General features: G+C 37.0%; 16 protein-coding genes. 6 read left to right on the forward strand and 10 right to left on the reverse strand.

Features of this window, described 5'->3' with window-relative positions; translation table 11 throughout:
• Nucleotides 1–457: 457 nt before the first annotated feature.
• Nucleotides 458–1,816: a DUF3370 domain-containing protein gene (locus VB797_RS04065; RefSeq protein ID WP_323236349.1), complete on the forward strand. Its 1,359-nt coding sequence runs from the start codon at nucleotides 458–460 to the stop codon at nucleotides 1,814–1,816.
• A 73-nt stretch (nucleotides 1,817–1,889) separates the two neighbouring features.
• Here VB797_RS04065 and VB797_RS04070 read toward each other — a convergent pair whose 3' ends face one another.
• The 5 genes from VB797_RS04070 to VB797_RS04090 form a co-directional block, all read right to left on the reverse strand.
• Nucleotides 1,890–2,891 (reverse strand): sodium:calcium antiporter, encoded by a 1,002-nt coding sequence (locus tag VB797_RS04070; RefSeq protein WP_323236350.1) that lies wholly within the window; start codon nucleotides 2,889–2,891, stop codon nucleotides 1,890–1,892.
• Nucleotides 2,892–3,055: 164 nt separating this feature from the next.
• Complete coding sequence (locus VB797_RS04075; RefSeq protein WP_323236351.1) at nucleotides 3,056–3,949, reverse strand: mechanosensitive ion channel family protein; 894 nt, start codon at nucleotides 3,947–3,949, stop codon at nucleotides 3,056–3,058.
• Nucleotides 3,936–5,096: an ArsR family transcriptional regulator gene (locus VB797_RS04080; protein ID WP_323236352.1), complete on the reverse strand. Its 1,161-nt coding sequence runs from the start codon at nucleotides 5,094–5,096 to the stop codon at nucleotides 3,936–3,938. The genes VB797_RS04075 and VB797_RS04080 overlap by 14 nt, the downstream gene beginning before the upstream one ends.
• Before the next feature lie 502 nt (nucleotides 5,097–5,598).
• Nucleotides 5,599–6,033, reverse strand: a complete 435-nt coding sequence (locus tag VB797_RS04085; protein WP_323236353.1) for a hypothetical protein — start codon at nucleotides 6,031–6,033, stop codon at nucleotides 5,599–5,601.
• Between the two features lie 670 nt (nucleotides 6,034–6,703).
• Nucleotides 6,704–7,204 carry a hypothetical protein gene (locus VB797_RS04090; protein ID WP_323236354.1) on the reverse strand — a complete coding sequence of 167 codons (501 nt, stop codon included), beginning with the start codon at nucleotides 7,202–7,204 and terminating at the stop codon, nucleotides 6,704–6,706.
• An 837-nt stretch (nucleotides 7,205–8,041) separates the two neighbouring features.
• Here VB797_RS04090 and VB797_RS04095 point away from each other — a divergent pair.
• The 4 genes from VB797_RS04095 to moaA all read left to right on the forward strand — a co-directional run bounded on the left by VB797_RS04095 (nucleotide 8,042) and on the right by moaA (nucleotide 12,753).
• On the forward strand, nucleotides 8,042–9,745 hold the full coding sequence (locus VB797_RS04095) for an AarF/ABC1/UbiB kinase family protein (protein WP_323236355.1): 1,704 nt from the start codon (nucleotides 8,042–8,044) through the stop codon (nucleotides 9,743–9,745).
• A 33-nt stretch (nucleotides 9,746–9,778) separates the two neighbouring features.
• Nucleotides 9,779–10,153 carry a hypothetical protein gene (locus tag VB797_RS04100; protein WP_323236356.1) on the forward strand — a complete coding sequence of 125 codons (375 nt, stop codon included), beginning with the start codon at nucleotides 9,779–9,781 and terminating at the stop codon, nucleotides 10,151–10,153.
• 536 nt (nucleotides 10,154–10,689) lie between these two features.
• Nucleotides 10,690–11,568, forward strand: a complete 879-nt coding sequence (locus tag VB797_RS04105) for a hypothetical protein (protein ID WP_323236358.1) — start codon at nucleotides 10,690–10,692, stop codon at nucleotides 11,566–11,568.
• A 198-nt stretch (nucleotides 11,569–11,766) separates the two neighbouring features.
• The gene (moaA, locus tag VB797_RS04110) at nucleotides 11,767–12,753 is read left to right on the forward strand and encodes a GTP 3',8-cyclase MoaA (protein ID WP_323236359.1); all 987 of its coding nucleotides are present in this window, start codon (nucleotides 11,767–11,769) and stop codon (nucleotides 12,751–12,753) included.
• A gap of 208 nt (nucleotides 12,754–12,961) precedes the next feature.
• Here the strand turns inward: moaA and VB797_RS04115 are convergent, their stop codons facing one another.
• The 3 genes from VB797_RS04115 to VB797_RS04125 all read right to left on the reverse strand — a co-directional run bounded on the left by VB797_RS04115 (nucleotide 12,962) and on the right by VB797_RS04125 (nucleotide 17,008).
• The gene (locus VB797_RS04115; RefSeq protein WP_323236360.1) at nucleotides 12,962–13,999 is read right to left on the reverse strand and encodes an ABC transporter ATP-binding protein; all 1,038 of its coding nucleotides are present in this window, start codon (nucleotides 13,997–13,999) and stop codon (nucleotides 12,962–12,964) included.
• 217 nt (nucleotides 14,000–14,216) lie between these two features.
• Nucleotides 14,217–15,794 (reverse strand): iron ABC transporter permease, encoded by a 1,578-nt coding sequence (locus tag VB797_RS04120; protein ID WP_323236361.1) that lies wholly within the window; start codon nucleotides 15,792–15,794, stop codon nucleotides 14,217–14,219.
• A 212-nt stretch (nucleotides 15,795–16,006) separates the two neighbouring features.
• Nucleotides 16,007–17,008 carry an iron ABC transporter substrate-binding protein gene (locus VB797_RS04125; protein WP_323236362.1) on the reverse strand — a complete coding sequence of 334 codons (1,002 nt, stop codon included), beginning with the start codon at nucleotides 17,006–17,008 and terminating at the stop codon, nucleotides 16,007–16,009.
• Between the two features lie 611 nt (nucleotides 17,009–17,619).
• Here VB797_RS04125 and VB797_RS04130 point away from each other — a divergent pair.
• Entirely contained in the window at nucleotides 17,620–17,910 is a 291-nt protein-coding gene (locus tag VB797_RS04130) for a hypothetical protein (RefSeq protein WP_323236363.1), read from the forward strand.
• A gap of 416 nt (nucleotides 17,911–18,326) precedes the next feature.
• On the opposite strand, the gene VB797_RS04135 is transcribed toward VB797_RS04130, so the two are convergent.
• A complete protein-coding gene (locus VB797_RS04135) occupies nucleotides 18,327–18,551 on the reverse strand; it encodes a DUF4327 family protein (protein WP_323236364.1) in 225 nt (74 codons plus the stop codon).
• A gap of 727 nt (nucleotides 18,552–19,278) precedes the next feature.
• Nucleotides 19,279–19,812, reverse strand: a complete 534-nt coding sequence (locus tag VB797_RS04140) for a peptidoglycan-binding protein (RefSeq protein ID WP_323236365.1) — start codon at nucleotides 19,810–19,812, stop codon at nucleotides 19,279–19,281.
• Nucleotides 19,813–20,478 lie beyond the last annotated feature (666 nt).

Genomic DNA, 20,478 nt, shown 5'->3' on the forward strand with positions numbered 1-20,478 from the left:
CAAGTTATGCACCATTGATTTGAAAAATATGAGTCAGAACGACAACTGAATTTGTGGTTTACTCTGCTTTTTTCGGTTGTCCTGGGATATAACTATTGTCCAACATAATCATATTACCGAAGTTTTCTATAAATATTTTACCAGGTCTATAGTACAAATATATTGCCGCTAACTAAATAATTATAGATTTTGGGAAAACTGTATTGAATACAACTAACGATCTGAATTATTAAATAGCAGGAATGAGACAGATGATATTAAAGATGGTTGAGGTAATTTTATGTAAAATGATTGTATTATTCAGTTTTAGATAATCTACTGTAACAGCGAATTACTAGTTATCATTTTGACTCCAAAAACCGATCTGAAATACTTGTCGATTTTTAATTAATTATTTGCAGGCTGGCACTTTCATCGATATAGGTGCGTCTTTAATGGAACAAAAATAAGCGGATATATGTTCTCATTCTTACTAAATTTTCCTATCGCTCAAACAATTCCACCTACACCTGCACCTGTAGAAGTAGTACAACCACAACAAGTGCGTCCTTTACCGGGTGAACTTGATGATGTCCCGGTTTTTAACAGTAACAGTCCGGAATTAGTTCTCAAAGAAGGAATTCTACTTTCAACTTTTCCAGCACGAGGGAAAAAAGTATCATCAGCCCATCTGAACTTTGCTTTTAAAGGAAGATTTGATATATTTGCACATCATGTGGCCAAAGCATCCGCACCAGATGATTTAAAGACGCTGTACCTGGGGATAATTCTGCATAACCCCAGCAAGCAAACTGTAACGGTAGATGTATTACACGCAGCGAGTTATTTAAGTCAACCGGATGCTCCATTTATTGATTTACCATCTCAAGTAAGCAACAATTTGGGTACGGTTTTCGCCGGTCCGGGAAGTCGCGTTATGAGTAATATTCTCAGAAATCAACGTCAATCGACATTCCCCGCTCAATTAATCATTCCACCGGGAGAAAGTCGAATCTTGTTAAATGCACCTATTCCGGTGAAAGAACTCGATCCACCAATCAATGGACGTTCTACCTTGATACGGTTGCGGAGCAGTGGTAAAGTATATGCTGCTTCTTTAGCAATGTTTGCACCTACTAATATAGATGGAAGCGAACGCGAGCCAACATTACAAGAATGGCAAAATTTACTTGATCGCGGAGATTTAGCCGGACCCAGAGATAAAGCTCCAACTCCACCGAAAGACACCGAAAAACCAATAATTTACGGTAGAGTCTCAGGAGTCGCAAAAGGTTCTCAATGGAATTCTTTAGTTGTCGATCGCCCTAAAAAAACTTATCTAACAATTCCTGCATCCGGTCAAGCTTTTTCCTACGGTATCGCTACTTTGCATCGCGGAGCCTTGGGAACCAATCAAATCCAAACTGCCAAGATGTTGGTACGCTATCCCGATACCGCATATTATGCTCACGGTAATTATGGAATTTTGTATAGTTTGCAGCTACCTTTACTAAATAAATCTCAGCAACCGCAAACGGTTAAAGTATCATTACAAACACCTATTAAAGAAGATAAATTAAGTAAAAATGGGTTGCGCTTCTTTGACAATCCAGAAAAAAGAGTTTTCTTTCGCGGTACGGTAAGAGTACGTTATACAGATGATCGAGACGTACCTCGAACTACTTACTGGCATTTGGTACAAAATAGAGGCGATAAAGGCGAAGCTTTGGTAATGCTAAATATAAAACCAGGTAGTAAAAGACTCGTAGAAGTTGACTTACTGTATCCTCCAGATGCGACACCACCGCAAGTACTTACAGTTGAGACGGTGAGATAAATTCGCCGTACTGCTCCCCTCTCCTTAATAAGGAGAGGGGAGGGGGTGAGGTTTCTGTTCGTTGATAATTGAATCAGCCGAGATAAACAATATACATACCGCCAATATATAAAACAATTATACCTAGAACATCATAAGTAAGATATAACCTTGATGGACGTGTAGCCCGGTAAATTAATCCTACAATCGCCAAAGAAGTCATCATCATGGCAATAATCGCGGTGAAGATATGCACGCTGCTAATTTTTGTCCATAAATCACCTTTGATATAAACAATGTCGTAAACTCCCAAAATTGCCATATTAAAAATGTTGGAGCCGAAAACGTTAGAAATGGCTAAATCTACAGCATCCAATCGTACCGCAGCAATTCCAGCAGCAACTTCAGGGAGCGATGTAGTGATTGCGATTAACAACGAACCAATAAAACTTTGTCCCAATCCCGTCGCTTTAACTACTTCATCTCCCAACCAAGCCAACCATACTCCAAGTATGACGATCGCAAGCGAGCATAAAGCAAACGTTAAATAAGCCGTTCGCGGTTTGACGTGTGCGTATTCGTAAACTTCACTTTCTTGTTCTAATACTTCGTTACGTCGTCTCGATTCAAACTTGGCAATCAAACGAGCGCTAATTAGGTAAACTACGATTAACAAAATACTCGGAATACCAACCCAACCTACCATCGGATGTAAGCCTTTACCCGCTAAAAATATCCCAGCAGCAGCAACACCTAACATAAAAGAACCCATCCCAGCCGCTAACCCGTGACTAACCTGTGCTTGTTGAAAAAGCGGGCCTCCTCCGGTAATAATGTCCAATATTGCCAGAATCGTTAAATTAAATAAACAGCTACCGAATATACCACCTGCGGCTAAATCTGGTGCATCGAGATAATTAACCGCACTTACACCAGTAGCTAATTCAGGTAAAGAAGTACTTCCAGCAAGTAAAATCGCACCCACCCAATTACGTCCCAAACCACTCTTCTCAGCCACCATATCGGCGCTTTGCGAAAGTTTTGTACTCACTGCGATCACTAGCGCTATACATATAATGACTTGAATCCAAAGCATTTAGGACTTCCCCCAGTTACGCTGTTTCTCAGATGATATGTTATTAGTTCACGATGTGAATTGTAATTAAATTAAGTTAATTAAGTATTGGGAATAGGGAATAGGGAATAGGGGAGAAGAAAATATTTATTAACTCATAACTCATAACTCCTAACTCCTAACTCCTAACTCTCTTCCATATTCATCAAGCGGGGATAAGGCAAATTATATTTTCCGAATGCTCGTTTGGCTCTTGTTGTCAAGTCGGTTTTGTAAATAAATTCATCTCGTGCATCTAGGGGATAACTTTTAAGTTTAAACAAGGTTCCCCAAGGATTTTCTTCAATGATTACTAAAATCGGTAGTTTTAAGTACGTGTATTTGCTTGTATATGCGACTCTATACAGGATTTTTTGAACTAATTCAACATCGACCTCGTGAGCAAAGTAAAACTCAGTAACGACTTGAGCTTCCAACTCACCCATATTGGCATTAGATACGGCATCTGTCCAAATTTTGTTATGAGGTATGGTGACAACATTATCCTCTGGGGTTTGTAAGCGGATTCCCCTGAGTCCGTAACCGATTACCTCACCGTAAAAATCTTCGATTTGAATGCGATCGCCAACTCGGTAGGGTGCTTCAAATAAGCCGATGATTCCGGCAATAATCGAACTTACGTAGTCTTTGAAAGCGAAACCTAATGCTACTGCGACGGTACCTGTAACTGCAATTAAGTTTTCGCGGGATATATTTAAAAATAAGTTCATCAAGATGATGATAGTAAAAGTTAAAACCATCATTCTCAAAAAAGGCAGAAATTGCTTAATTCGCAATCGCCATTCTTTAGCAACTTGCTCGGATAACCAAATTACTAACTTGTCAATAACTTTGATAGTAATGTAAGAAATCGCCACAACAATCAGTCCTTGACCGATTTTCCAAGTTGTAATTTTAGTAATCAGATCTTTGGTTTGTTCGGCGGTTTCTTTGGCTGCATCGTTGGCAGATTGAGCTAAAATAAAAGAGCTAATTTTAAAAATATTTAAATTAAAAGTATCAAAATTAATCTGATTCATGAATGATAAAGTTGTTGTTTGCTAATTCATTTTTTAATCGGGGGTAATGAATCGGGTTGATAGTGAGTATTTCACGTTTTTTTTCTATCAAACCTTTGCGACGCAATGTTTGTACTTGACCTTTCACAAAATTTGTTTCGTCTCCTAAACTCTCGCTGAGTGCAGCTAAAGTTAAATCGCCGTGTAATAACAATGAATATAAAAGATAGTGTTCTGAGACATCTAAATGAGGTAAATTAGGTAATTCTGGGTTTTGGGCTTCTAGTATTCCATTATCATCTTCTTTCTGTTCATAGCGTATTGAGCTTAAAAAAATTTGTGCGGCTACAGTATTTACTCCTTCACTGACTGAAGCTAATTTTTCAAAATATCTACTTTGATTACTTTTATGTTCTTCATTATTACGAAACTCGATATTCGGCTTTGCATTTGCAAAAGTAATTTCAAATTTATCAACAATCGGTTCAAACCATTCTTGTAATTGTTCGCCTGTAAGTCTGGGTAATTCCAAAGATTCGCCGCAATAAGCTTTAAAATGAGATACGTGATTGAGATATTCCCAACTAACTTTACCCCCACCAATTACCCAAAATCGAGAATCATCTTGAAGCAGCACATCTTGTAAATAATCAATTCCTTCCAAACCATCAACGCAGCGCAAAAAACACCAGCTTAAATTAGAAATAACTACAATTTCCGGCTGCTTGGATTCTGTTGTGATTAAACCTCTACCTAATTGCTGTTGTAACTTTATTTTAATAGTTTCGGGTTTTTCCGGTCTACCGATCCATTGTAAAGGTCGCAGTGGTATTTCACGTTCAGAAGCCCAATCCAGTAAACTTTCGGTTAAGATCCGCGACACGGTGGTAACGGGAGAGCTTAAAATAACTACGGAATTATCCGCGTGGGAATTTTCGCGCCATTTTTTAAAAGCTTCGTCTAAAGTTGACTCAATCGCTTCCATATCCGGGTTATCGGTAGGTAAGTTATCGACTGCTGCGACTAATTTGGATGCAAGATGGGGTGGTAGTTCAATTAATGATTTCTCAGGTTCTTGCATTTCTCGTTCATCAGTCGTAAACCTAGACAGCAAAGATTTGCGATTATCAAGCCACCAGGTTTGAAATCGATTAAGAAGTGTACCCATGCAAGCTATTTCAATCAAGGATGTAATGAGTATCCTATCTTAACCGGACTGTAGTTTAGTGTTGTTCTACTCGATCTGTTAGGGAAAAACCAAGAATTAGGGGATTCTCCCCCAAAGCCATAAAAAAACGCTCGGCTAGTTAAATAGGTGGGTACAAATAAATATAATACGCTCGGTCATTGCGAGGAACGAAGCAATCCCAGTCACTGCGGTTGCTTCGTCGTTCCTCCTTCCCTCTCTAGGGAACACTCCGTGAATCTGCGCTTACGCACACGCAATGACATTTTACATTTAATTACGCCTACCTACTTATAAAAGAGTAAAAATTCATTTTCAGGATATAAAAATGAGTTTATTAGTATTATTGCCTAATCGCCATCGATGCGTCTGCTGAAAGTATTTATTATTAATTTATTGTATAATTTTAAATTATTTATTATAAATACTATAACAGAATTACGTATTAAAAATAACCAGTATTAATTTTAAATATAGTAAATATTTAAACAGCTTCTATTTCAACTTCCTGACTTTCAGATTTACCTCGAATTTTGAAGTAATAATAGAGATTCGCCACCGTCAAATCGGAAGCTTGCTGTAAGTTTCTGCCAACTAATGTTTTGTAACCAGAATATTTTGCCTGTTGATCGACATAATTTTCATACTTTTTACGTAAATCTGGCTTGAACATAAATGCTAACTGGTCTCGTAAAGAGTAGTAATGGGATTTTTCGTTTAAGCTTTCATATATAAGTTGTTCTTGCGGTACTAATATTGTTGAAGTAGATTTAATGTCTATAATTTCTTCGGTTTCTGAAGTATTAAATTCACTGTTATTTAACAATTTAAGTTCATCGCTGGGAAGATTTCGCATCCAATCAACTTGATTTTGCCATGTCTCTACAACTGCTAAATCGTGATTGCGAATGCGGCTCATTTCTGGGAACAGGAAATTAAGTTCGTCTTCCGATCCGCACGAGTCGATTTTGTTTTACATCAATAGACACTTACATAGTCAACCAAAAAAAAGAGTAGATGAGAGTTGCTAATTGCTGCAATTAGTTACCCATCTACTCAAAATAAATAAAGAGAAGGAAATTGAAAATTAAGTTTTAAAATAAGGTTTTTCTAATATTATTTCTTTGATTTACCTCCTTTGAATTGCAGTTGAACTTAGTAACGGTTGAATAAGAGTTTGTTTTCCTTGGCTCAACCATATTTATATAGTATTTCCACTTACTAATAAATGTCATCCTAAAAACCGACAATTTGCAGTTTCTTGATGTTGGGAATAAAAAGAGGAAAATTACTTAAAATAGTACTTATAAATAATACATTTTGAGTACAAGTGTATATAAAATTTCCTTAAAATAAATGATAGAAATAAGTAGTAAAACAAACTTTTTATAAAAAGTAAACAATAGTTTGTAAAAACTATAAATAAAAATATAAAATCTATGTAACTTCCTCAATTACAGATATTCGGGGATATTCGGGATAGTAATAATAAGGATGTTTAAGTCAGGAATAGCCGCAATTGTCACAAGACCGAGGGAACGGTGCGTGACACATAAACCATTATATTGCGTTAGAAATCAAGCGAAGTGTCACAGCACCCTACGACCAAAATATGCCAGTTGCGTAAGTCGTATAAGTGAAAGCTGTACTAATGTTCTACCATCCGGCATCAAAAAGGCTGAAGCGTTGTTAGGTGTACGATATGGCTTTTTGGTCGCGTCTGGAACAATCAAATCATCGGGAATCGGTAGGGCAATGTCCATAGATTTTGTACCCGTACAGCGTCCTTCTCCCCAAGCCCCAGGAGCGTAAACTTGGCGGTACGGATATTTATCTTTTAATTGGAAAAAATATTCTTTGTCTGCTAGTGCGTATTTTGATTTACCAATGTTTGCCTTGACGTAACTAGCTTTGGAACCAATAAGCATATTCCAAATTGATGTTGATAAAAAAGACCATAAAAATTTGTCTCGACTGGGAGCTTTACCAAAGGTACTCGAATTAAATACCAAAGCTATGTTTACACCAATCAAAAACACAACCAAAATACGCAACCAAAAATCGTTTGTAGGAATTTGAAAGTTTTTCATTTTTATGCGGTCAAACAAACACTTATACTTTTATCACGAATAGTTAAGAAATAATAAAGTGTTTTTTGGATGCCGGTTATTATGCTACCTCAAACAATCCAAATTTTATATAATAATAATTAGCATTATCTATTGATTTTTCTCACAAAAGCTAAATAAAGAATTTATATTTCATCTATTTATCTACTTTGCAATTAAGTATATGCAAAGGCATAGTTTTTGATTGATGAGGATAGTTTTATTTAAGTTACTTAGAGGCAAAAACTCATAAATATCAATAAATACGTTGCAGTTAAGCATATTATAGCAATTGGGAAACTGTGAGTGACTCTCGCTAAGGATTTTACGTTAATCTGCTCGTTTCTAATTCAGACCCCTGCAATCTCAATGCTAAACATTCCACTGCCAATCTTATCCAAGACAATTGTTAATATTATACCTTCGACACAAAGGTTCAAACTTAACTGATTGTTATCAAAGACATAGTTATAAAATATACGTATCTAAATAAACTGTGCTTTTAGTTATATTGCTTGTATTTATATAAATAGAAAGACACTATTTTATTTGTAATCAGTGGTGAAAGTATTAATATTTACTTTTGAGATAAGTACTTTCCACGCAAGCTGCTTTTTAGTGGCTTTGTTAAGTATTTATACTTTTATGTAGTAATATAAAATAATAAAAGATAAAAAGTAACTTTTAATAAACTTTGGCTAAAAAGTGCGAAGCATAACATCAAAGATTGTTAATAAAGCTTGTTTAACACAAGGGTGCTTTTAACTGCTTTTAAACATTAAATCTAATTTAAATTGTAGGTAAAGAGGTAAACAGGGAGTGACACAAGCTCTTACACAAAGTAACCGTAAGTACGACCCACGTCAGATAGCGCGGTACTATAGTTTGCGTCCTTGGCTAGGTTGGGGACGAGCGATCGCCATTTTTTTGAATTTTGCCTGGTTTATTCTGGGTTTAAAGTGGGATGAATGGTTGGGAGTAGCCGAACGTAATAAGTTGAAGCGAGCTATTCATCTACGAAAAATGCTGGTGCGTCTGGGTCCGACATTTATTAAAGTTGGTCAAGCGTTATCAACACGACCGGATTTGATCCGCAAAGATTTCCTAGACGAACTGATAAAATTGCAAGACCAATTACCACCGTTTAACAATGGTCTGGCTTTGAGGATGATTCAAAGCGAGTTGGGTCATTCAATTAAAGAAATATTTAGCGAACTTACGAGCGCTCCCGTAGCTGCTGCAAGTTTAGGTCAAGTTTACCGGGGTCGTCTATTAACTGGTGAAGAAGTCGCGGTCAAGGTACAGCGTCCGAATTTACGTCCGATTCTTTCGCTAGATTTGTATTTGATGCGTTGGGCTGCTGGTTGGTTAGCTCCTTGGCTGCCTCTAAATTTGGGACACGACTTAACATTAATAGTAGATGAGTTCGGCACCAAATTATTTGAGGAAATTGATTATTTAAACGAAGGTCGTAACGCTGAAAGGTTCGCAACTAACTTTCGCAACGATCCCCATGTCAAAGTTCCAGCGATCTATTGGCGTTATACTTCAACTCATGTTTTAACTTTAGAGTGGCTCAACGGGTTCAAGTTGACCGATACTACTCGTATCATTGCAGCAGGTTTAGACCCGCAAGCTGTAATTGAAATCGGGGTAACTACAGGTTTACGGCAGTTATTGGAACATGGTTTCTTCCATGCTGACCCCCATCCCGGTAATTTATTCGCCATGCCGGATGGTAGGATGGGCTACATCGACTTTGGGATGATGGATCAACTTGATGAAACTACTAAAGAAACTCTTGTCGATGCGATAGTTCATCTGATTAACAAGGACTATACCGACCTAGCCCACGATTATGTAAAATTGGGTTTTCTGACTCCAGATGTAGATATTCGTCCGATTGTCCCGGCTCTCGAATCTTTGTTAGGAGATGCAATAAATCGTAACGTTGGTGACTTTAACTTCAAGACAATCACCGATGAGTTTTCTAAACTCATGTACGACTTTCCTTTCCGAGTTCCGGCAAAATTTGCTTTAATTATTCGTTCCTTGGTAACTCAAGAAGGAATTGCACTGTCGTTAAATCCCAACTTTAGAATCCTTGAAGTAGCCTATCCTTATGTAGCGCGACGGTTGCTAATGGGTGAATCTGCTCAATTGCGGCGCAGATTGCTTAACGTACTATTTAAAGATGGTAAATTCCAGTGGGAAAGATTGGAAAATATGATTGCGATCGCTCGTACTGATAACAGTTTCGATCTGTTACCGACAGCACAAATGGGTTTACAGTATTTACTGAGCGATGAAGGTAAATTTCTCCAACAACAGTTGGTAATTGCACTCACCGAAGACGATCGCTTGCACGCTCAAGAAGTGCAGCGCTTATGGAATCTGGTCAAAGATGATTTAAATGCATCTCGCTTATTTGGAGCAGCGATTGGAATTTTGACTCAGTTTTCTAGAGAGCGGGTAGCAGCAATATTACCTGAATTTACAACTTCATCACTCAAGGACAGTTAGCCATCGCCATATCAATAAATATCAGGAAATTCCATGTATTATTTTCCCACACAACCGCCCTACTTAGTGTTAGCTATCGGCTTTTTTATTGCCGTCACTTCTGGTACAGCATTAGCCGGAACTCTGAAATTAATTACACAAACATGGCAGAAAAACGGCGCTGAAGCTAGCGCTCCTCGTTTCTCAAGTAAACAATTAATCATCCCATTCGTGGGAATTACAGCGGGAATTGGTTTATTCCTTTGTTCGGGTTTAGCAATATTTGGTTTTCCGAATTGGTTAGCTTGTGCAGTAGGTTTACCAATTACTCTTCTCACCTGCATATTAACTGGTCTGCAATTGGGAAGCATGATGACTTACGCAGAAAGTCGAGGATTTAAATCTTTAGATTTAGATTCTTTTAGTTAGAAATCATCAGTTTTGATTTAGCTGTTCGTCGTTTGCAGGTTGCTTTTTAATCGAAAGTAATTTCTGAGCGGCGAATATTTTATTTATATCTGTTAATTGACAATTTTAAAAAATACGTAAAAATACAGTAGCCATATTGTATATAATTTATGTCAAAATTATTTAAATTACTATAGTTGTTTTTGCATCAATATATCTCTATTCCTTGTTCCCAGGCACAGCGGGGGGAATACAATTGTAGAGGATCTGCCTACTAGGCTGTGTACTTGAGGCAGAGCCTCAATTCATGGGTTCCCAGCCGGAGTCTGGGAACTAGTCCACCGTCCCGTCAGTACAAATAAATTGTATGAAAAAATTCTTGTTTCCAGGCACAGCGGGGGGAATACATATCAAGAGGCTCTGCCTATTAGTGTACTTGAGTCAGAGCCTCAATTCATGGGTTCCCAGCCGGAGTCTGGGAACTAGTTAATAATTGTAATTGGTGCATTCGGTGGATTTAAAACAACTTCTTAATATTTAAGGATAATTATTAAATTATGAATTTAGAACAAAATTTTTGTATTTGTACTTATGTTGCTGGTAAAACATATCGTTCTTTAGCAAAAAACTTAATTGGTGATTTAGCAAAATATGCCCCGGAAATTCCTTTTATAATTTATACAGATAAACCACAAGATTTTCAAAACTACAGTAATGTCTTGGTATTTGCACATAAAAGACAGGGAGTGCTATATTACCACGAACGCAGATTTGCGATTCAAAAAGCACTATCAATGTTTCAATCTTGTATGTACATTGATTCAGATGTGCGAATTTGCGCTCCCATACCCCAGCAAGAATGGCTTCCAGGAATCACAGCTAGAAGCTGCACCAGTATGATCAAGCATTTTCAAGAAAGAATTAATAAAACCAATCCACCATCTGTAACTGCGGTAAAGAAGTTTGAGTTTTTCAAAAAAATGGCTGAAAAGTTGGGTGTTGATATAGAAACTGAAAAAGTTACATGGATAAATGAGTTTTTATTTGTTGTGACTAGGGATTCTGGAAAAGAACAAGAATTTTTGAAAAATTGGGAAAAAATAGCCCTTTATGCTGAAGTAAATGGACTTCATAAACATCCTGCTTATGCAATGGGGTTAGCAGCAACTAAAGCTAATTTTGAAGTGAGACACGATGTCATGGAAGGGGTTGACTTTTTTGATGATCGAATAGAAAAAATTAGGATTTCCAAAGGACAAGCAAGTTCAAAGGATAAGCTAAAATATTTTGCAGTTCAGAATAAAATCGAAAATCCTGGTCATTCTGTTTTGAAAAAGATCGTGAAAAAGGCAAATAAGTATGTTGAGTATTCATATCATTCAATACGTCTTAAAATTACCGCTATGTTGAACGATTATAATTTTTATTATCGATAATCTTTTTTATTGCTGTTACTATAATTTAGCCTCAAGCTTACCTTTTACCCTCTTCTGATTTTAGGAGAGGGAATTTTGTATGTTATTTGATCCATATTATTTCTTCTATATTCTCTTCCCTTAGCAGCTTCTTTTTCGCACAACTTACGCTAATCTTAGAAAAAGGAACTGAAGAACCATAATTGATCAAATATATATATGAATAAAATAGATTATCTGCGTATAAGTTTAATCGACCGCTGTAACTTCCGCTGTCATTATTGCGTACCAGAAGGTACAAAACTTGATTATATCTTACAACAGCAATTACTGAGTTACGAAGAGTTATTAACTTTACTAAAAGAAGTATTTATCCCGTTAGGATTTACTAAATTTCGTCTTACCGGAGGGGAACCATTATTACGTCCGGGGATAATTGATTTTGTTCGAGAAGTTGCAGCACTACCTCAATGTAGCGATCTAGCAATGACAACGAATGGTTTTTTGTTAGATAAGTTAGCCTCACCACTTTTTGATGCTGGTTTGCGACGAATTAATATTAGCCTTGATTCGCTTAATCCAGAAATTTTTGACAAAATGATTGGTAATGGGGGAAAATCGCGTTGGCAGCAAACTTGGCAAGGAATTCAAACAGCTTATGAGGTTGGTTTCAATCCTTTAAAGTTGAATGTAGTGATTCTTCGAGGTCTGAATGATTCGGAAATACTCGATTTAGCTGCTTTAACTATTGAACGTAATTGGCACGTTCGTTTTATTGAATTTATGCCAATTGGTAATAATAAACTATTTGATGAATGTGCTTGGATTCCTTCAGCAGAATTACGTCAAAATATATCGCAAAAGTTTGGTTTAATTGAATCCAGTATTAAAGGGAATGGTCCGGCTGATGTTTTCAAGATTCCCGGTGCTAAAGGTACTTTAGGATTTATCTCGCAAATGTCAGAATGTTTTTGTGATAAATGCAACCGCATTCGTTTATCTGCTGATGGTTGGTTGCGTCCTTGCTTATTAAATGAAACTGGGGAGATTAATTTAAAAGATGCTTTACGTAATGGAGTTGATTGCGATCGATTAAAAGAGCAAGTCAGAAATTTGCTGTTACTCAAAGAAGAAATTAATTTTAAAGAGCGAGATATGGGAACAGATGGTGTTTATGGTCGTACCATGTCACAAATTGGTGGTTGATGGAACAAGGAATTTTTATCCGTCTGGGACTGTAAGTCCCAGTCTCATAGCCAAAGTCCTCTAAAGAGGACTAGTAGCGGATCTAATGTGTATCTCTCAATTAACAATATGACGTAGTGATAATACTTAAAGCGTTATGGGGTGGGTATCCCTGCCCGTCCGATCGCATTTAATTGAGATAAAATCAGCGATGATTTACCGTATTTAATTACTCCGAAAAAACTTTTACGGCATTATCTACTATTGATATTTTTACAGATATTCCTTCAGGTAATACTGTATCGGTCATTGTTCTCGCATGAATTTCTCTACCGGAAGCAGTTTCCAAACAATAGCGGTATTCTCGTCCTAAAAATCGTCGTTTGGTAATCTTTACTTTCGCATTTGTATCTGGGTTTAAAATTAAGTCTTCTTGACGAATCATGATTTCTCCCGTGTCGCGATCGCGTTTACTATCTATTTCAAAATCGCCAATTTCTGTTTGCCAAATATTACCTTGACGACGAGCAGGTAAAAAGTTAGCTTGAGTCACAAATTCTGCGACAAAGCGGGATGCAGGATGGCTGTAGACTTCTTCTGGGGTACCAATTTGTTCCAAATGTCCCTGACGCATCACTCCAACCACATCTGCGATCGCAAGGGCTTCTTCTTGGTCGTGGGTAATAAAAATCGCCGAAGTTCCAGCACGTTTAAGGATATCTCGGATTTCTTCTCGCAGTTGTAATCTAACTTGAATATCAAGATTACAGAGTGGTTCGTCCAAAAGCATCAGTTTTGGTTGGGGTGCTAAAGCACGAGCTAAAGCAACTCTTTGCTGCTGTCCTCCGGAAAGTTCGTAAGGATAACGTTGTTCTAATGTTTCTAGTCTTACTAAGTTTAAAACGTCGGCAACTCTTTTTTTTGTTTGATGTTTATCTAATTTCAATCCGAAACCAACATTTTGGGCTACGGTTAGATGGGGAAAAAGGGCGTAATCTTGAAAGACAATGCCAATATCACGTTTTTCTGGTGGTATCCAAGTCATAGGACAGCAAACTTTGCGATCGGCAATTTTAATTTCTCCGGTTTGCGGATATTCAAAACCACCAATTATTCGCAGTAATGTTGTTTTACCACAACCTGATGGACCTAATAATGCGAGGATATCTCCTTGTTGTAATGTGAAAGAAATATTATTTACCGCCGGAATTTTACTTTCTGTAAATGATTTGGTTATATTTTGTAAGTCGAGAATTTCTGGTTGCATGAGTAAATCGATTTTAGAATTTAGATTGAAAGGGTTAAGCAGTTCGGACTTGAAAATTATAATTGGGACAAGGGAGTAGGGGTAAGGCTTTGTTGACGCGCAAGTATATTTTTGAAAAGCCTTATTTACATTTTGTGCCAACTTACTTAAGAGTTAAATAAAATTGCGATCGGTTGAAGTGATTTGTTCAGCAAATGCAATTGATAATTTATACTTTTCAATTAGCTTTTTCTTGAGATAACACAATAAATGTTGAAGCCATCGATACTGCTAATATCATTAATGAAGCTGCTGCGGCATCTGCAAAATCAACGTTTTCTGTGGCTTTCCAAATTTCTACTGCTAAAGTATCAAAACCTATTGGTGATAGCAGCATAGTCGCGGGTAATTCTTTCATTACGGTAATAAAAACTAATATTGTTCCGCTTAAAATACCGGGAGTTACTAACGGTAAGGTGACTTGTTTTAAAGTCTGCCAGGATGATTTCCCTAAACTACGCGCTGCTTCTTCTACTTGAGGATTTACCTGTAATAAGGAAGTACGTACAGTTCCAACTGATTGCTGCAAAAATAATATTAAATAAGCAAAAATTAGCATTGGTAAAGTTTGATATAAAAAAGGTAAATAGTTAGCACCAAAAAATACCAACGATAGAGCAACAACAATTCCTGGTACTCCAAAACAAATGTATGTAGAACGCTCAACTAAAGCAATAATTTTGGAGGGGAAGCGTACTGATAAAATGGCAATTGGTAAGGCAAATAAAGTTGTAATAATTGCTGCTAAACCTGCTACGGTAATTGAATTCAAAGTTGGTTGTAGTAAATCGATAAATGTATAGTCGGTTAGCAAACCCTGAATCAACCAAAATGAAATGGTAATTAGGGGTAGTACCACACCGAAAAAACTAATTAACGCGCAAAAAGCTAGGGCTGGTAACTTCCATACCCCTAATTTAATCGGTTGTGCCGGACGAAATGATGCAGAACCGCGAGTGTAGTAACCAGCACGGGAACGCATTCGGTATTCTAGCCACAAGATAAACATGACTATAGTTACCAACATCAAAGATAAAGCTGCCGCTGCATCGCGGTTAAAGCTGGCTTTGTATTGGACAAAAATCGCCTGTGTAAAGGCATCAAACTGCATTAAGGAAGGAGTGCCAAAGTCTCGCAAGGCATATAATGCTACTAATAACCCCCCGGTAATCAATGATGGATACAGTTGCGGTAACACTACCATTATAAAAGTTTCTCTGCTGTTATAACCCATACTGCGAGCGGCTTCTTCCAAAGATGGATCTAAACCCTGCAAAGCCGATCGCAAACTTAACAACATATAGGGATAAGTAAACAAAGTCAATGCAAAAATAGCACCAAACCAACCATAAATAGATGGTAATTCTTCTATACCCAAAGGTGCGAGTAGAAGTTGCACAAAACTACCTCTTGGAGCAAAAGCCGCAATTAACGCAAAACTGCCGACATAACTAGGAACAGCTAAAGGTAATGTAGTTAATACCAACCAAAAACGCCGTTTTGGTAAATCGGTTCGCACCGTCAAAAATGCCAAAGGTACTGAAATTAGTGCAGAAAAGAAGGCTACAGTCAACATCAAGACAACACTATTGAACAAAATTATCAGATTTTGCTGCCGAGTGAATAATTGCCGCAACTCCTCACTACCAACATAAGCTGCACGAAACACCAGATAAAACAACGGTAAGGTAATCGCGATCGCTACCACAACTGCCGCTATTGTCAGAAATAATGGAGGACGAATCGCCTTTGACACTTTTTGATACTCCGTATAAGGGGATGGGGGGATGGGGAGAGGGGGGGACAAGGGGATGGGGGGACAAGGGGATGGGGGGACAAGGGGACAAGGGGATGGGGGGACAATTACCAATTACCAATAATTAATTCCTAACTCCTAATTCCTAACTCTCTAATCCAAAATCTATTGACGCGGAAGCGTCTTCCCGCAGGGTAATCTAAAATCCAAAATTAAAGGACTTGTGCTTTTTGCAGTAACTTTAAGGTTTCGTCTAAACTTGACAGTTTGGATAAGTCAATTTTTGGAGGATTGAGTTTACTTAAAGGTACTAATCCACTTGATGCTTCTACTCCTTTTACCAAAGGATATTCGTTAGTTTCGGTAGCAAAATATTTCTGCGCTGTGGGACTCAGCATATATTTGATAAATGCTTGAGCATCTTCTTTTTGGTCGGTGCTTTTGAGAATTGCGAGTCCTGCAACGTTAATCATTGCCCCTACATCTCCATTAGTAAAGTGATGAGCGACGGGGAAGTTCGGTTCGTCTTTTGTAAAACGGGGTAGATAATAATGATTTACTAATCCCAGTTGCACTTCACCCCGTCCTAAAGCTTTAACTATTGCCACATTGTTTCCGTATTTTTTGACATCGTTGGCTTTCATCGCTTTCAACCATAAGACTGTCTTTTCTTCACCTTCTACAACTCGCATCGCGGTCACAAATGACTGAAAGGAACCGTTTGTAGGGGCCCAAGCAACTTTTCCGCGCCATTTTGGCTGGGTTAATTCCCAAACTGTTTTCGGCAACTCGCTTTGCTTAACTAGTTTTGTATTGTAGTCAACTACACGAGCGCGTCCGGAAGCTCCTACCCAATTTCCCGTAGGTGAATGGAACCGAGAATCTACTTCGTTAAGTACTTCTGAAGCAATGGGTAAAGTAATTTGTTTCTGTTCCAAAGCTCCCAAAGCTCCCGCATCTTGCCCAAAAAACACATCCGCTTTACTATTTTCACCTTCCTCCAAAAGCGCGATCGCAAGTTCAGATGTTTCACCGTAACGCACCTCAATATCCATTTTTAGGTCTTTTTGGGCTTGTTCAATTAAGGGGGAAACCAGCTTGTTGCTTCTACCGGAATATACAACGAGAGTTTTGGGCTTATTACTAACTGCTTCACACCCAGTACAAATAGCTAAAAAAGCAATCAACCCCGTTAACAATAATTTTTGTCGCATTTTTTAATTTTTTCTCCAGTAAAATTATTAGCTATTTCCAGTTAAGTCATCAAGCCATCACGCATAAGACCTCTGCATGAAGCAGTACCTCATAACGCCAAAAAGCTCGTTGATATCAGCATAGAGGCATCAACAAAAGTTAGTTTAACTACCGTTGCAGTTTTCTCTGCGTGAAAAAAACTTAATATTTGCTTCAATAACGCAGAACTAACTTCTATCAGATTTTTATCTATAGCTTCACAATATACTCTACTTAACGATAAGTTTTGTCAACTATAATTGATTATATAACGATTAAAGTTCCTGTAAAGCTGTCTTTATGGTTGGATTTTTAAATTTTATTCTCACTTACTAGCGCGATCGCCAACAGAAAGTCCGGTTTTGGCACTGAAAGTATATTTCCCGTAGAATAAACAAAGATAAGATTGCGTGTTCCCTACAAGTTACGTTTTAATTGAGCGATATCAACAAAATCTTGCAACGTAACTCATATCCCAATTAACCATTCATCAAAGTCTAGATGCAATACTGCCTAAATTTCAAGACGTTGGGGTTTTTGGGGACTCTTAGGGCGGATTTATCTAATTAATGCCACTTTTTACGCCCTATTTATGTTAGCAGTTGGTATTATCGGCATCGTTTTAATGTTGTTACTACCCAGATTTCTCCAAAGTATTGCAGAAACTATTAATCAACAGCCAACTAAAAGCATAGGTTGGGGATTTGGAGGGTTTATCGCATTTCTTCTGTTAATAATTCTTACTGGTGGAAGCCTGATAGGAAGTATTTTAATTCCTATAGCTGCTTTGATAATAGGGTTAGTTAAACTAATAGGAATAAATGCAATTAGCCTTTTTCTCGGTGAAAAAATCTTAAGAAATCGACGTTATTCTATACCGTAATTGCTAATAGGAATTGTAGCTATGGGAGCAATCAGTCTTATTCCAAATATTTGGTGGAATAGTTTTTTTAATATTAACTGTGTTCGGTTTTGGAGGCGTTTTAGCTTCGCCGTGGATGAGCGAAAAAATTAGAAGTTTCCGACACTAACAATCAGTATTAAGCTGTTACGCACTTAATTTGTATACTAGCGAGCAAGATGCATGTCCTTACGGACACGCTGCGCTACCGCACTACAATGCTTTCATTTTTTCGCATTATATAATTTAGCTGCACATCAGCTTATCAGCTAGCGAAGAAATCAGCGATCGCAGACAATAAGTGCTGTAAAGTGATACTTAAGCCCCGATCTGCAAAAAGTTTGACGGATTGAATGAAGCTATAATTCAATCCGGTAGCTAATATCAAAGCTCATCCCTTAGTCTTCAACCCATTCCTCATCTCCTAAAAGGTCGATAATCCAATCTCTAGATAAATAATCATTCCTTTCTAACTCGCATTCAAAACAGATCCATTCGCGAGGAGAGATAAATCTACAGACATGATAAATTGGTTCGTTGCGACAAAGTTTTCCTCTGTCAACCAGTTCTCTTATTTCATCTTTGATGGTTTCGATGTTGTATGTTTCAATTGTTGATAGCATAATTCACTTCCTGGCTGTTAAAAAAACTTCATCATAAACTGATGATGAGTGGGTTATTAAAGTAATTTCTCTAATTTCATCTTAGAAACTAAATGTGAAGAACTTGTGTCATTTTAATATTCTACTTTATTCAAGCAGTTATGAGTATCATCTTAACCGAAGTATTAAATCTATTAAGCATAATGTATTAATATTTACTTCTTTACAACTTCCCCAAGTTTGTAATTTATAACTAAAAATATAGAGATAATGAGTTAGATACAACTCAATATTCTGTAATTGAGCCGGAAATCATATTTGATCGCAAACTTATAAATTTACACAATAAGCCGCAAAAACCGCAGTCTTTAGATACTTCTGGATACATCCATTTATCGAAATCTGGGAGAAGCATATAAAAAAGAAGGTGTTTTATGGTACTTGTAAAAGATAAAAATCCACAAGTAAAATATAGAAAAACCAGCTTTTTTCTGTTGGCTAAAGCTGAAAAGGAAATTAATTAAATTTAATAATTCTCGTAAATTGAATTATGCAGAGAATTAATCTCACTTCCCCGCAATTTAAAATCATATTGGTTTACAGCTAAAAAGCAACCGTTACTCTCTTGAAGAATAACGATTGCTTTCGGTAATAAGAAGGTTCATATGCCTGGATAATTGTTTAAATTTGATGTATCAGTCTGTATTATCCAAGCATTTGCTAACGTTCACAGTTAGGCAGAATATTTCTAATGATATAGCTTACTCAGAGCGTGCCAAGTCCGAGGCCCTACAACCCCATCTTGAGTTAAAGCCATGTCTAATTGGAATTTTCTCACTGCTACTTCTGTGATTGCACCAAAATCACCGTCTATATCAAAGCTATAGTAACCGTGCAATGATAAGGTTTTTTGAACCATTCTTACATATTTGCCAGTACTACCACGACTAAGAACAGGTATAGGTGGAACCGGAGGAGCTCCGCTGTAAAGTGCTTTCCAGGTTAGCGAACCCACAATACCATCTTCTTCAAGGAAAACACGATGTTGATATGCTTTGACAGACCATTCAACATATTCGCTGAAGATACCGTCTATAACATCGTAGTAAATATCCCAATATCTCAGCAGTTTTTGTAGTTCTTCAACTGCTTCTCCCGTATCTCCTTTTTTTAAAATCGGCTTATTCAACTTCGTTGTTGTTTCCGACATCGAAAAGGTAGGAAGGTTGTTTACATCAATAAGATGGTTGTTTTCCAGTTCGTTTCTGTCTTGAAGTTGCATAATTTGTTTCCTCTTAATATATTTACTCGGGTTTCTACTGCAATGCAGTTGAGTCATATATGAGTTAATCTAATATCTTCAATAATTTAATTAACTCATCTTAGATAAAACATGGAAACCCTCGAACGAATGTTCTCTATGCTTTTAATTTAGACGAAGATTGTGAGGAAGTTGTGAGCAAGCTAATCTTTTTTTAAATAGATGATTTTGTTTGCAATCATGTATTTTTACACATAATGAATCTACATTCATGCTTAATTCATTGAATCTTACAAGCTTGGTAATACTTGTAGTCTGCGCGTCCCTGAATTCGTTAGATTGCTTGTCATACAATACTTTTATATTTTTCAACTAATAATTTAATATTCACTTAATTTTTGTGACCAATAAATATTACATATATAATATTTATCTTCATAGAAAGGAATTTAATTATTATTTATAAGCAAAGAATAAAAAATATCTATATCCTTGTCTAGAGATAATAGTAATAATCAAATTATTCATTGCCAAGGTCAATCCATGAACCAAATTGCAAACAATTACTTTAGACAAAGTTAGCTTGACCGAAGTTAGAAGGGAACGCGATCGCTTAAACCAAATCGCAAAACGTACCGATGAAATAGGACAACTGGGACGAGTGTTTCAAAAAATGGTGCAGGAAGT

This window comes from Rivularia sp. UHCC 0363 (genome assembly GCF_034931125.1).
Lineage (GTDB): Bacteria > Cyanobacteriota > Cyanobacteriia > Cyanobacteriales > Nostocaceae > Rivularia.

Coding starts and splice junctions, on each gene's coding strand:
- VB797_RS04065 (WP_323236349.1), top strand. CDS start 458: ATGTTCTCATTCTTACTAAATTTTCCTATCGCTCAAACAATTCCACCT.
- VB797_RS04070 (WP_323236350.1), bottom strand. CDS start 2,891: ATGCTTTGGATTCAAGTCATTATATGTATAGCGCTAGTGATCGCAGTG.
- VB797_RS04075 (WP_323236351.1), bottom strand. CDS start 3,949: ATGAATCAGATTAATTTTGATACTTTTAATTTAAATATTTTTAAAATT.
- VB797_RS04080 (WP_323236352.1), bottom strand. CDS start 5,096: ATGGGTACACTTCTTAATCGATTTCAAACCTGGTGGCTTGATAATCGC.
- VB797_RS04085 (WP_323236353.1), bottom strand. CDS start 6,033: ATGAGCCGCATTCGCAATCACGATTTAGCAGTTGTAGAGACATGGCAA.
- VB797_RS04090 (WP_323236354.1), bottom strand. CDS start 7,204: ATGAAAAACTTTCAAATTCCTACAAACGATTTTTGGTTGCGTATTTTG.
- VB797_RS04100 (WP_323236356.1), top strand. CDS start 9,779: ATGTATTATTTTCCCACACAACCGCCCTACTTAGTGTTAGCTATCGGC.
- VB797_RS04105 (WP_323236358.1), top strand. CDS start 10,690: ATGAATTTAGAACAAAATTTTTGTATTTGTACTTATGTTGCTGGTAAA.
- moaA (WP_323236359.1), top strand. CDS start 11,767: ATGAATAAAATAGATTATCTGCGTATAAGTTTAATCGACCGCTGTAAC.
- VB797_RS04115 (WP_323236360.1), bottom strand. CDS start 13,999: ATGCAACCAGAAATTCTCGACTTACAAAATATAACCAAATCATTTACA.
- VB797_RS04125 (WP_323236362.1), bottom strand. CDS start 17,008: ATGCGACAAAAATTATTGTTAACGGGGTTGATTGCTTTTTTAGCTATT.
- VB797_RS04130 (WP_323236363.1), top strand. CDS start 17,620: ATGTTAGCAGTTGGTATTATCGGCATCGTTTTAATGTTGTTACTACCC.
- VB797_RS04135 (WP_323236364.1), bottom strand. CDS start 18,551: ATGCTATCAACAATTGAAACATACAACATCGAAACCATCAAAGATGAA.
- VB797_RS04140 (WP_323236365.1), bottom strand. CDS start 19,812: ATGCAACTTCAAGACAGAAACGAACTGGAAAACAACCATCTTATTGAT.